The organism is Pseudomonas sp. P2S-1 (assembly GCF_057197725.1).
This window is the reverse complement of the sequence record NZ_CM170068.1, coordinates 5,142,329-5,155,325: the sequence shown is the minus strand read 5'-3', so window position 1 is coordinate 5,155,325 and position 12,997 is coordinate 5,142,329. Positions and strand designations below refer to the sequence as shown.

7 protein-coding genes and 2 tRNA genes are annotated in these 12,997 nt (G+C 61.6%); 3 read left to right on the top strand and 6 right to left on the bottom strand.

What is annotated here, in order from left to right; genetic code table 11:
* Positions 1-115 precede the first annotated feature (115 nt).
* Both rlmB and rnr read right to left on the bottom strand, forming a co-directional pair.
* Entirely contained in the window at positions 116-862 is a 747-nt protein-coding gene (gene rlmB, locus AC2CQI_RS23085; RefSeq protein WP_484577988.1) for a 23S rRNA (guanosine(2251)-2'-O)-methyltransferase RlmB, read from the bottom strand.
* Complete coding sequence (rnr, locus tag AC2CQI_RS23080) at positions 859-3,489, bottom strand: ribonuclease R (RefSeq protein ID WP_484577987.1); 2,631 nt, start codon at positions 3,487-3,489, stop codon at positions 859-861. The genes rlmB and rnr overlap by 4 nt, the downstream gene beginning before the upstream one ends.
* A gap of 275 nt (positions 3,490-3,764) precedes the next feature.
* Here rnr and AC2CQI_RS23075 point away from each other — a divergent pair.
* Together AC2CQI_RS23075 and AC2CQI_RS23070 are read left to right on the top strand one after the other, a co-directional pair.
* Positions 3,765-3,851 (top strand) — tRNA-Leu (locus tag AC2CQI_RS23075).
* Positions 3,852-3,933: 82 nt separating this feature from the next.
* Positions 3,934-4,020 (top strand) — tRNA-Leu (locus AC2CQI_RS23070).
* Between the two features lie 73 nt (positions 4,021-4,093).
* Here AC2CQI_RS23070 and AC2CQI_RS23065 read toward each other — a convergent pair.
* The 3 genes from AC2CQI_RS23065 to AC2CQI_RS23055 all read right to left on the bottom strand — a co-directional run bounded on the left by AC2CQI_RS23065 (position 4,094) and on the right by AC2CQI_RS23055 (position 9,661).
* The gene (locus AC2CQI_RS23065) at positions 4,094-5,587 is read right to left on the bottom strand and encodes a surface lipoprotein assembly modifier (protein WP_484577986.1); all 1,494 of its coding nucleotides are present in this window, start codon (positions 5,585-5,587) and stop codon (positions 4,094-4,096) included.
* Positions 5,588-5,665: 78 nt separating this feature from the next.
* Complete coding sequence (locus tag AC2CQI_RS23060) at positions 5,666-6,490, bottom strand: Slam-dependent surface lipoprotein (RefSeq protein ID WP_484577985.1); 825 nt, start codon at positions 6,488-6,490, stop codon at positions 5,666-5,668.
* A gap of 57 nt (positions 6,491-6,547) precedes the next feature.
* Positions 6,548-9,661: a TonB-dependent receptor domain-containing protein gene (locus AC2CQI_RS23055; protein WP_484577984.1), complete on the bottom strand. Its 3,114-nt coding sequence runs from the start codon at positions 9,659-9,661 to the stop codon at positions 6,548-6,550.
* 250 nt (positions 9,662-9,911) lie between these two features.
* Between AC2CQI_RS23055 and AC2CQI_RS23050 the strand changes: the two genes are divergently transcribed.
* A complete protein-coding gene (locus tag AC2CQI_RS23050; RefSeq protein WP_484577983.1) occupies positions 9,912-11,858 on the top strand; it encodes a M66 family metalloprotease in 1,947 nt (648 codons plus the stop codon).
* Positions 11,859-11,897: 39 nt separating this feature from the next.
* On the opposite strand, the gene AC2CQI_RS23045 is transcribed toward AC2CQI_RS23050, so the two are convergent.
* Positions 11,898-12,860: a helix-turn-helix domain-containing protein gene (locus tag AC2CQI_RS23045; RefSeq protein ID WP_484577982.1), complete on the bottom strand. Its 963-nt coding sequence runs from the start codon at positions 12,858-12,860 to the stop codon at positions 11,898-11,900.
* Positions 12,861-12,997: the final 137 nt, after the last annotated feature.

Sequence of the window (12,997 nt, the reverse complement as noted above, 5' to 3'; positions counted from 1 at the left end):
GAGGTTCTGGATTCACAGGGCCTGCAAGACCCGGTGCATCCAGAAAGGCAGGAGTGGCAGGTTTGGGGCCGCTTTGCGGCCCATCGCAGGCAAGCCAGCTCCTACAGGGGGCGTACTATTTGGGAATGGAACGCTGCCGCACAACCTCGAACAGACAAACCCCTGTAGCCACCGAGACGTTCAGGCTGCTGACGCTCCCCGCCATCGGCAATTTCACCAGGAAATCGCAGTGTTCGCGGGTCAGGCGGCGCATGCCCTTGCCTTCGGCGCCCATGACCAGCACGGTCGGCCCGGTCATGTCCTGCTGGTACAGCTCCTGCTCGGCTTCGCCGGCAGTACCGACCACCCACAGGCCACGCTGCTGCAGCTTTTCCAGGGTCCGCGACAGGTTGGTCACGGCCACCAGAGGGATGACCTCGGCGGCGCCGCAGGCGACTTTACGCACCGCAGCGGTGAGGGTCGCCGACTTGTCCTTGGGCACGATCACCGCCAGCGCACCCGCCGCATCGGCGGTACGCAGGCAGGCCCCGAGGTTGTGCGGGTCGGTGACGCCATCCAGAACCAGCAGCAGCGGAACCTTTTCGGTGCGCTCCAGCAGTTCTTCGAGCATCGCCTCGCCCCACACCTGGCTCGGGCTGACTTCGGCCACCACGCCTTGGTGCACGCCTTCGACCCAGGCGTCCATTTCGCGACGCTCAGCCTGGCCGACGCTGACCCGGTATTCCGCCGCCAGCGCCAGCAGCGCCTGCAGGCGCGGCTCGCTACGGCCTTCCGACAGCCAGATCTGCTTAACCCGCTTCGGGTGAAAGCGCAACAGGGCTTCCACGGCATGCACGCCGTAGATCTTTTCCAACTGACTCATGACTTGCCTTTCGGTTTACGCGAAGTGGAACCGGACTTGGGCGGCCCCTTGCGGTGTTTGGTCTTCTCCGGCTTGCCCGACGAGGACTTGCCCGCCGGCTTGCCGCTGGCGTGGGCGTGCCGTGCTTCGGAAAGCAGGGCTTTCTTCATTTCCCGGCTCTTGCGCACTTCGGCGTTGTTCGTCGCGGCGTGGGAGGAGAAATAGGCTTCGGAGGTTTCGTCCTTCTTGCTGCGACGAGCCGGACGCTCTTCCTTGGCCGGAGCCGCTGCAGGCTCTGCAGCCTTGCCCTTGCCCTTGGCATTCGGGCCGACGCCGATCTTCGCAGCGGTCGCCGCTGCTGGCTCGGCCGAACGCTGCTTGCGCCCGATCGGTGCCTTGAGGGCGTTCTCGGACATTTCGAAGTCGATCTTGCGCTGTTCCAGGTCGACGCGCATCACCCGCACTTCGACGGTGTCGCCCAGGCGGAAGCTGCGCCCGGTGCGCTCGCCGGTCAGGCGGTGGTGCACCGGGTCGAAGTGGTAGTAGTCACCCGGCAGCGCGCTGACATGGACCATGCCCTCGACATAGATGTCGGTCAGCTCGACGAACAGGCCGAAGCCGGTCACCGCGGTGATCACACCCGGGAAGGATTCGCCGACGCGGTCCTTCATGTACTCGCACTTGAGCCAGTTGACCACGTCGCGGGTCGCCTCGTCGGCGCGCCGCTCGCTCATCGAGCACTGTTCGCCCAGTTGCTCAAGAGTGTTCTCGTCGTACGGGTAGATCCGCGCCTTGGGAATGCTCATCGCCCCGGCGCGCTTGACGTGCGGGGTTTCCTGGCGGGAAAGGATCACGCTGCGAATGGCGCGGTGCACCAGCAGGTCCGGGTAACGGCGGATCGGCGAGGTGAAGTGGGTGTACGCCTCGTAGTTCAGGCCGAAGTGGCCATTGTTCTCGGCGCTGTACACCGCCTGGCTCAGGGAGCGCAGCATCACGGTCTGGATCAGGTGGAAGTCCGGGCGCCCGGCGATGCTCGCCAGCAGGGCCTGGTAATCCTTCGGCGACGGGTCCTTGCCCTTGTGCAGCGACAGGCCCAGCTCGCCGAGGAAGGCACGGAGTTTTTCCAGGCGCTCCGGCGGCGGACCGTCGTGGACCCGGTACAAGGCCGGAACCTCATGCTTCTTGAGGAATTCGGCAGTGGCGACGTTGGCCGCCAGCATGCATTCCTCGATCAGCTTGTGCGCGTCGTTGCGCACGGTCGGGCGGATTTCCGCGATCTTGCGCTCGGCGCCGAAGATGATGCGGGTTTCCTGGGTCTCGAAGTCGATCGCGCCACGGGTGTGACGGGCATCGAGCAGCACCTTGTACAGCGCATAGAGCTGTTTCAGGTGCGGCAGCACTTCGCTGTATTCCTCGCGCAGGGCACGGCCTTCGCGGGTGCGGGCGTGCTCGAGCATGCTGCTGACCTTGTTGTAGGTCAGGCGCGCGTGGGAGTGGATCACCGCTTCGTAGAACTGGTAGTCGACCATCTGGCCGGACTTGTTCATGGTCATTTCGCAGACCATGGCCAGGCGATCGACGTGCGGGTTCAGCGAGCACAGGCCGTTGGACAGCTCCTCCGGCAGCATCGGGATCACCCGCTCGGGGAAGTACACCGAGTTGCCGCGGACCTGGGCTTCGGCGTCCAGCGCCGAACCGAGACGGACATAGCTGGAAACGTCGGCGATGGCCACGTACAGGCGCCAGCCACCGGAGAACAGGCGCAGCTTGCCGAGGCTTTCGCAGTAGACGGCGTCGTCGAAGTCGCGGGCGTCTTCACCGTCGATGGTGACGAACGGCAGGTGGCGCAGGTCGATGCGCTTTTCCTTGTCCTTCTCTTCCACGTCCGGCTTGAGCTTGCGGGCTTCCTTGATGACCGCTTCGGGCCATACATGAGGGATGTCGTAGCTGCGCAGCGCCACGTCGATTTCCATGCCCGGCGCCATGTAGTTGCCGATCACTTCGATCACATCGCCTTGCGGCTGGAAGCGCGGGGTCGGCCAATGGGTGATCTTCACCTCGACGAACTGGCCGATCTTGGCCCCGGCGTTGCGGCCCGGGGTCACCAGCACTTCCTGCTGGATCTTCGGGTTGTCGGCGGTGACGAAGCCGATGCCGCCTTCCTCGAAGTAGCGGCCGACGATGCTTTCGTGGGCGCGGGAGATGATTTCCACCAGCACGCCTTCACGGCGGCCACGCCGGTCGACACCGGAGACCCGGGCCAGGGCGCGGTCGCCGTCGAACACCAGGCGCATCTGCGACGGGCTGAGGAACAGGTCCTCGGTGCCATCATCCGGGATCAGGAAACCGAAACCATCGCGGTGGCCGGAAACGCGGCCGAGGATCAGGTCCAGCTTGTCCACCGGGGCATAGGTGCCACGCCGGGTGTAGATCAGCTGACCGTCGCGCTCCATCGCCCGCAGGCGGCGGCGCAGGGCCTCGATCTGATCCTCGGTGTGCAAACCGAATTCCTCAACCAGTTGCTCGCGCGCAGCCGGCGAGCCTCGTTCGGCGAGGTGCTGGAGGATCAGCTCACGGCTAGGGATGGGGTTTTCGTATTTTTCCGCTTCACGAGCGGCCTCGGGATCGAGGGACTGCCAATCGGCCATTAGGAGGGGTTCACCTTGTCTATATAAGGGTTAGTTTGGCATAGCCGTATTGAAACCGGAAATTTCAACCTTGGACAGCCCCGCCCGGGGCGGCCTGTAAACGGGTTCTGTGCATCGGTCGATCAACGGCTTGAATTTTTTAAGATTTTTTTCGAACGGGGGGTTTACAGCCCCTGGGGCCGTCCGTATAGTGCGCACCACAGCGACGGACACCGTCGTTATAGTTGAGAAGCGGCACGATGTAAAACACTACGTCGAAGCGCAATCAGCGAAATGCCCAGATGGTGAAATTGGTAGACACGCCAGCTTCAGGTGCTGGTGACCTTACGGTCGTGGAAGTTCGAGTCTTCTTCTGGGCACCAATTTCAAATTTCAGATAACGCGCTGCGCATCTGGAATTTACGCGACACGCTACACCGCTTTTGTTTCAAATGCTGCACATTTGCCCAGATGGTGAAATTGGTAGACACGCCAGCTTCAGGTGCTGGTGACCTTACGGTCGTGGAAGTTCGAGTCTTCTTCTGGGCACCATATTTCTAAAGAAACCCGCGAAAGCGGGTTTTTTTATGCCTGTGATTCAGGAAAGGGCTTTCGCCCTGCCCCCCTAGAAAGTCTTCTCGAACTTCAACGCCACCTCGGTCTGTCGGTACGAGTAAGCCCAGTCGATGGTGCTGTCGGTCACCGTGCGCTTGGCATACAGACTTGGCACGATGCCGGCGAAGGCCAGGCGCGGCACGCTCAGGTTGGCGATGTAGATCTGCTGGCGATCCTTGCGCAGGCCACCGAGGAAAGCGTCCGGTTCGTCATAGCGAGTGCTGCGGTACAGGCCAATCAGGCTCAGGTTCACCCCCGCATCGAAGCTGTGGTACGCCCCGAGACTGCCCATGTACTCGCGATTGCTGGCGGTATCGGCGTCCTGGCTGCGCCGGGTGTAGGTGACCCCGCCGAACACCAGGGTCTGTGGATCGAGCAGGTAGGACAGCGACGTGCCGACCTGACGCTCGTCATAGTCATCGAAGTAATCACGCTGCTCGCCCTGGAAGCGGAAATGCTTGTGCTGCGCCTGCAAACCGATCTGCAAACGGTTGCTCAGGTTGTGCTTCCACTCCCCGCGCACGCCGCTGGCCTGGTACTTGGTGTGGTGGTCGCTGTAGTAGTTCTCGAACAGCGGCGTCAGCGACACATCGTTGAGCGCGCTCTGGAAGCTGTAGCCGGCGTACAGCACGCTGGTGTTGTCGTCATACCAGGTCTCGACGTCATCCTCCTCGCTGTGCCGGTTGTAGTTGTTGCCATAACTGAGGCCCCGCACCAGCACATTGTGGTTGCCGGAGATCTGGAAACGCCGCTCGGCCGCGACGTCGTAGACCAGGCTTGAGGCGCTGATCTTTTTCGGCATCTGCCGCGTGTAGTCGAAGCAATCGAAGAACACCGAGCAGACCTGGGTGACCGTGGTCATGCCGTTGGCCTGGTTGATATTGCTGTTGTAGCCGAAGCCCAGGGAGGCCGAGCCATGCCACTGGCGGCGCACATCGATTGCGTTGTGATATTCGCCCAGCACGCTCAGCACCTGCTCGGGCACATCGCTGGCGGCCACCTCGCGGAACAGCGTCTCGGCCTCGCGGGTCTGGTTGTCTTCGAACAGGGTCCGCGCCAGCTCCAGGCGCGCACGCACGAAGCCCGGTTGCAGCTCGTCGGCCCGCCGCAGATGAGCGATCGCCGGCTTGTAGCGGCGCTCGCTGCGGTCGATCAGGCCCTCGGCCATTTCCACCAGCGCCGGCTCATGCCCGGGCAACTGCCGGTAGCGCTCGACGAACTGGCGCACCTTGCCCCACTGCTGCAGGTTGATGGACACATAGATCGCCGGCCCGAGGTCTTCGAGGGTGTTCTGCACGTTGTAGGTCTGCCCCTGGATGGTGATCAGCCCGTCATTGTTTTCGGCCGGGTCCGGCGCGCCCAGGTTGGCCCGCTCGCGCGCTTCGGCGCCGCGCTCGATCTTGTTCAAGAGCAGGCGGGTGTCGTCATCGTCGGCCAGCGCGGCAGTGGACAACAGGGTCGAGACACACAGCAGGGCGACGCGCACCCGCAAGGACGGCAGCATGGTGATCGGTCCGGGACAGAAAGGAATAGGGGGTCGGAAGGGAGCGCCGAAGCGCCCTCCTCCAATGACGCGTGGGTGTTACTGCTTGGCGCCGCCGAAGGCGACCTTGGTGGTGCTGGTGGTGTAGATACCCGCCAGGGCCTCGGCGTTGGTGCCGTAGAACTGACCCTGGATGTTGGTGCCGCGAGCGAAGGAGCCGTTCGAAGCGATGGTGGTACCGGCGAAGCTCAGCGAACCGACCGAACCAGTCAGGGTGCCGCTGCCGGAACCGTAGTTGGCGGTCAGCACGCCCGAGGTCACGCCGGCAGCAGTGCCCGGGTTGTACTGGTTGACACCGACGACGTTGTACTTGGCGTTGACCAGGGTCGGCATGCTGGCAGTCGGGTTTTCGCCGACGAACCAGACGGTGCGATCCGAGCTGGCCAGGTTCAGGTCGGTGCTGTTGGTGGGTTGGGTCCCGGTCTTGGCCGGAGCCCACTCACCAAAGTACACCTCAGCGCCCGAGACCTTGGCGATCACCTCGCCACCGAATTGCGGATAGCCGGTGGACGGCGCCGCGATCTGGCGATAGGCATAGATCTCGGTGTTGTAGGCCACCTTGTTCTTCCAGGTTTCGGAAGTGACAGTGCCATTGAGCGGGTTGGTGATATGCGCAGAAGTAGTGCCATAGCCACTCAGTACAGCATTGGTCTGGGCAATCGGGCCCGCCTGGAAGCTGACTACAGCCGCAGGGTTGGCAGTCCCGCCGGCAACGGTCGGCATCGCAATACCAGCAGTGCCGCTCGCCAGCATGGTCGAAGGCGCCGCCGCGACGAAGGTGGACGAAGAACCGCCGCTGACGGTAGCCGCGAAGGCACCGGAAGTGGCCAGGGACAAAGCAGTCACTACAAACAGTTTTTTCACAACAATCTCCTTGTCATAATTTTGAACAACACTGTTTTTACGAAAACAGTAAAAAATCTAGAATCGTGCGGTCAGTCCCAACTTGAGGGTACGGCCAGGCGCCGGCATGACCGTGCGGGACAATGGGTCGAGGTAATAGCGGTTGGTGATGTTGTTCACACCGAAATCGACATCCAGGTTTTCAGTCACGTGAAGGGTCGCGTAACTGTCGAATACCCAGATCGGATGCCACTCGTAGGGTTGATTCACGCCCTGAACGAAGTTGAGCCCCTGGTCGATCCACTTCTGCTCTTCCTTGTTCTTGGCGCTGCTGTGATAGACCATGCGCCCGCCAATCTCGAGCCTCTCGTCGAACAACCGCACGCCTCCGTCCAGGTTGATGGAGTACTGCGGCTGCAGGCTGGTACGCGAGAACGTCGTGGGGAAGCCGCCAGTCACGCACTCATCCACAGCTTTCCCGTAATAAGGGTCAAGCGTGTTGGCCATGTCCTTGTCGCAAAGTTTCTGGTCGAGCCGATAGCTCACACCGAAGTTTGAGTAATAACGACCGGTATCGAAGCGTGTCTGCAATTCGATGCCCGAAAGAGTTTTCTTGTCGTACTGAATGATGTTGTAGGCAAAGTCACGATCGATATAGTCGTGGATTTCATTCTTGTAGTAGTTGATGCGGAAATCCGCATGCCGCCACTCCGGAACGAAAGCGCGCAAGTCATGGACATAGCCGAATTCCCAGTTGTAGGCATGTTCCGGTTTGGATGCACTGCCGCCGAGATTCACCGCGTTTGCCGAGTAGCTTTGCGTGTCTTCATAAATGGTCGGGAAGCGCACGAACTCGGTATAACGCGCATAGACCCGCGCGTTGTCGGTTACCCGTACGGTAACTCCAGCCATCGGGGCCCAGGCGCTACCCTTGCGTTTCTCGGGCTTGGCCCAGCGCTGCTCTTCAGTGGCCTGCTGGTGGATAGGCAAGCCACTCGCATTATAGGGGATGTAGCGCGGCGCACTCAGCCCGGTACCTTGAGCATTCTCGACCACCTCTCCCATGTTGATCGTGCCGTTGGTGAAGGGGTTTGCCGCACTGACCAGACGCTGTCCGTTGACCGGGATATCGACACTTTCTTGAACGTAGCGAACACCGTTGACCAACCCTTCAAGCAGATACTCGCCGATGAGTACCTCCGTCGTCTCCTCATCCAGGCCCCAGCTTTCCACCTCGGTCCTGGCTGTCGCCACATAGGCCTGGTTTTCCGCATCGGTCATCATCCGCGAATAACTAAAGCGCTTCGCTATTATCGTGGACTGGGCATCCCAGCCCTTGGTCTGCGACTTGCGGTATTCGTCCAGCGTGGTGTCGAACGAGTTGTAGTCGCTGTAGCGAGCCCCGGCGTTGAAGGTCAGCCACGACGTGGCCGCCCACTCGTTGTTGAAGGTGAAGTTGTACTGCTCACGGCGACCGCCACGAGGCCCCAGGTAGTTGGAGGCGAAGATGTAAGCACTGCCGATATCGTCGCTGGCGTTGTCGGTCTGCTTGAGCTTTTCCTTGCTGAAGTCACCGGAGAGGGTCAGCGCCCAGACATCGCTCAGTTCCATGCGGTTGGACAGGTTCACCCCCCAGCGATCGTGATCGGTCATCTGCAGGGCGCGGGAGAACAGGTTGAAGCGACCGTCAGTGTTGGGCAGCTTGTCCGGCATCGCCGTGTTGCCATTGCACTGGCCGACGTTGTACTTGCAGCGGACATAGTTGTCCCAGGCCTTGTCGCTCAAGCTGGCGTCTTCGATGGAGAAGACCTGCTCGCCATTCTGGTAGCGCTTGGCGTCACTCTGGGTCATCCAGAACCCGGCCTGCATGTCGATCCAGCGGTTGTCTTCCGGGTTCCAGTTGTAGGTCAGCGACAGCGTGTCCTGGTCGACTTCGCTGTAGGGCAGCTGGAAGCCGATATTGCTGCCTGCGGCCACCAGCTTTGTGGTTTCGTTGATCAGGTACGGCATGGTTTCGCCGAACTCGAGATCGCTGTGCATGTAGCTCACCTTCAGGCTCTGGTCGTCCGCCAGGTAGAAGGTGCCCTTGAGCAGCGTGGTGCGCATTTCGTTGGAGGTGCCGGACACCTCGGCTCCTGGCTTGTAGAAACTGGCCAGGTAGTTGCCGCTGGTGTCGCCGATGGTCGGCGAGTTCACTTCCGCCGCCTGGGCCTTGTCGTACCAGCTCTCGGTCTCGTAGCGCTCGCTACCGTTCTTGCCGCTGTAGTAGTTGCCTTTCTTGCGGTAGCTGTAGGCGGCCAACAGGTCGAAGTTCTCCTGGCGGGTCGCCGCTGCGATACGAAAAGCGTTGTCCTCGAAGTCGAAATCGTTGGAGCGGGAGGATTCGTGAGGGGTGTACATCACCCCGCCGCCGTTGGCGAAATAGACGTACTGACCCGCGACGTAGGCCCCCTCGATATCCCGATAGTCGCGACCCATGTTGTTCATGCCGTCTTCATTGGGCGCCACCGCGTTGCTGGCGGTCTCGGTCTTGATCTCCAGGCCGTAGCTCTCGCCCGGCTTGACGATGTCCTCGGCGTCCAGGGTGCGGATCTCCACCGAGCCGCCGATGCCGCTCTTGACCCCCGGGGTCATGGACGGCCCCTTTTCCACCGAGATGCTGCCAATCATGTTGGGGTCGACATAGTTGCGGTTGGACACCCCGGCGGACCCCAGCCAGACCGAAGTGGACTGCTCGGTACCGTCGACGGTCACCGGGATCCGGCCTTCCCCTTGGATACCGCGGATATTCGGATCGAGCGCGCCACTGTTGCGCGACTCACCGCTGTAGACGCCATTCATGCCCTTGAACAGGTCGGCCGCGTTGGCGCCTTTGTAGCGTTCGATATCGTCCTTGCCGGCATAGACGTTGGACACGTCCTTGCGATAGACGTCACTGCGTCCCTTGTCGTCCTTCTCTTCCCACTCTTCTGCCGTGATCTCCTGGGCCTGCAGTTCCTGCGGCTGGTTGCCCGTCTTTTCCTCATAACCCGCCGGCAGTTCGATCTCCAGCGGTTCCATGTTCGGCGTTGAAGACTGCCGCGCCGGGCTTTTGTCCCCGGCCGGAGCGGCGGAGCTGAACAGCGCCAGCAGAATCGACCAGGCCAGCGGCTTGAGGCGCATCGGCGTGGGAGGGGTGATGAAGAAGGACATGGCGAGACTCGTATTTATCGGTGCATGACAGTTTCATACCGCTCTGCGGCGGCGGAGTGATACTACCGATAAAAGCGAATGAATCTCGTTTAGATTGATATGCAAGAAGCTGAAATATCTATGCGCGGGGAGCACCTGATATTTTTGTCAGTTGTGGGCTTGGACTGCACATGCTCGAATTCAGCTCAAGTGGCAAGGACGCTGCGACAGCCTTGAACAACAGCCCCACTTCCCTCGGGAGGTCACCAGCATGTCTGCGAACCTGTCCAACCTGTACTTCAACCAGCGCGTCCTGAACAACAACCTGGAGGGCGACCTCAGCGGCACCCTGATGATGGCCCAGTCCTCGGTCTTGCCCGCCCGGCTGTCCGAGATCGAAGGCGATATCCAGCCGCACCTGGTGGGATTGCGCGATACCTTGGTGCTGTTCAAGCCGATAGCACCCGCCGCGCCCGGCGGCGTGCAACTCGAAGTCGACGGTTTTGTGATGCAGATGTCGCCACCAGGACAACTGCCGCCCGTGGCCGAGCGCGATAGCGACGGCGAATACGGCCGAATCGCCTACGGCGACGATTTCTGGAGCGTGATCGTTCCAGCGCGGTACTGGAAGCGGTGGGCACGGCTGACGGTCACGGCGGATGGCAAGACGGGCCAGTACGTAGCATCGGATGTCGGCGCCCCTACCGACCTGCTGCTCAACACCATCGACATCGGCATGCTCACCCCCTACCGGAGCCTGTTCATCGATACCTTCACTGCGGAGCGGCAGCGCGAATTCTTCCAGACCACGCCGTGCAGCCGCCTGATCGTCAATCAGTACGAGCCTGTGTATTGCTGGCCCGTCAGGCTGCCCGACGGCACCCACTACAACGACCACTCGGCGCAAAAGGGTACCTGGCACGAGGGCGACCTGCGCCAGCGGATCGGCAAGGAGCTGATCTCCCTGGGCATCAACAATGCCAACCTGGGCATTCACAGTTCGCCCGGCAGCGGCGAGAACGGCCTGAACAAGCACATGGTCGTCGCCCAGCTCACGGCCCACAGCTCCGTCGGCAACTACACCAATGGCCGGGTGATTCATGGCGGCTCGGGCGGCGGCACCATCGTCACCCTGGAGGAATGCACCGGCAACGAGTTCAGTCACGAGATCGGTCACAACTTTGGCATCAACCACGATCCCGGCGGTTTCAAAGGTTCGGTCCATCGCACTGCCGATTCCCTCAATTCGGCCTGGGGCTGGGACAGCGACCTCAACGTGTTCATGCCTAACTTCATGAAATCGCGCACCAACGAGAACACCTGCCATGACGGTGTGTGCCAACCGCCGTTCCACGGCCATACCTTCGGTCGCGATACGATGAGTAGCGGCTTCCCTCTCTATCCACAGACCAACCAGTACACCCAACTGACGCCGTTCAGCCTGCACACCGCGCAGACCTTCCTTGAGGGGATGGCGATGTTCAGCAAGACCTCGTCAACCGGCTACGTGAAGTGGAACCCGACGATGACCAGGATGGAGGAATGGGGCGAAATGAGCCGCCCCCACATCTCCAGCATGGGCGCCCCGTCATTGGCGTCGGAGCTGAAGAAATACAGTCGGGTCGAGCTGGATCTGTTCAACGGGCACTGGGTGGACAAGATCGAGCTGCCACAGGCCGGCTCGCTCGAAAAAGGCAAGAGCGTGCGCATCATCCACCAGGCCAGCTTCGACACCACGCTGCACATCAACGGCACCACCCGTGTGCTGAAATGGGGCGACGTGTTGAACTACGAGGTGAATGGCACCACCTGGGTCGAGGTCGAGGACTTCTCCACCAACGTCGCCGCCAAGCCAGAGCAGGTCGGCGTGCCGGTCACCACGCTGGTGGGTTACTACGACCCGACGGGGAAGGATTACGGCATCATCTATCCGGCCCTGCATTGCGCCCATGGGGTTACCTACAAGCCGTCCAGCAAAGCGGAAGTGGACACTGCGGGATGCTATGCGGTGGTCAATGACGGCGGTAACCAGGAAATGAGATTCATCCTGCGCAGGAGTCGGGTGAACGCGTCCGAGCTCAACCGTTTCCATCTCAACGTCCCGCAGTCGCTGGGGGCGAAATACGTTCGTATCATTGCCGGGGGCACGGTCAACGCCGAGCTCGGGATCGACCCGCCGAAAGGCACGGCGCGGGTAACCATCACCGGTGGGCCCTGAGCCGCCAGAGGCCCGGGCCGCCGCACACGGCCCGGGCCCTCAGCGCTTCTTGCCAAAGATCGACTTCGGCGCCCGCCCGAAATACCGGGTAAAGGCCACGGTGAAGTTGTTCGGGTACTTGTATCCCACCTGCCACGCCGCCTGGGCGACCTGCTGGCCGGACTCGAGCAGGGTCATGGCCTTGCGCATCCGCAGGTCGAGCAGCATCCGCGCCGGGGTCGTGTCGAACAGATAACGGAAGCCTTCCTTGAGCTTGTGCTCATTCATACCAACGCTGGTGGCCAGGTATTCCACGGTCAACGGCGTATGCAACTGCTCGCAGAGAATGTTGCGCGCCCGCTCGATCCGTTCGATCTCGCTGGTGCTCAAGGGCGACGCACTGCCGTCCTGGGGCGCCAGCAGGTTGAACTGCTCGGACAGCAGACTGAGGGTATGGATATGCAGGTCCAGGCGATTCGACGGATTCAGCACCCCCGGCTGCAGATAGCGCACCAGCGCCGCGGCATGGGCCTGCGCCGCCTTTGAGCTGGCGCGAAAATCGATGCGCTGCAAACGCCCGCTGCCCAGCACCTGGGCCGCGCGTTCTTCGCCGACGTACTTGCACAGGGTCGGCTGGTCGATCACCACCCTGAGTTGCGAAGCCGTTTCATTGGCCTGGTAACGCCGCTCGCCCGGCGTGGCGCGAAACGCAGTGATGGTGGTCTGCCCGGCCTCGAAGGCGAGGTTGCTGCCGTCCTTGCCGAGGAAGCCCGATTTGCCCTGCAAACCGATGGTCACCACCATCACATGGCCGTCATGGGGCCCGCAGGTTTCCTCGATCAGCGTGCGCGTCGGGTGGTAGTGCAAACGCCCCAGCGATAGCCCCTGCTCCAGCTGCAACAGCTCGGAATAACAGTTGCCGACATCCTCGGCCAGTTGCATGCGCAGACGCCCGTCAGCCTGCACCGACCGCTGTCGGGGGTGATCGAGGCCAAGACGGCAGCTCCCTTTCATTGTGCTCATGACGACATCCCTGCGTGTGCGCGCCGTGCTTCGCATAGGAACGGCTCCGGCTCGCATACTTAACATAAATGATTCTCATTTAATATATATCACTCTTTTCAGTGATTCGGCCACGGCTTGTTTCGTTAAGAACAAGG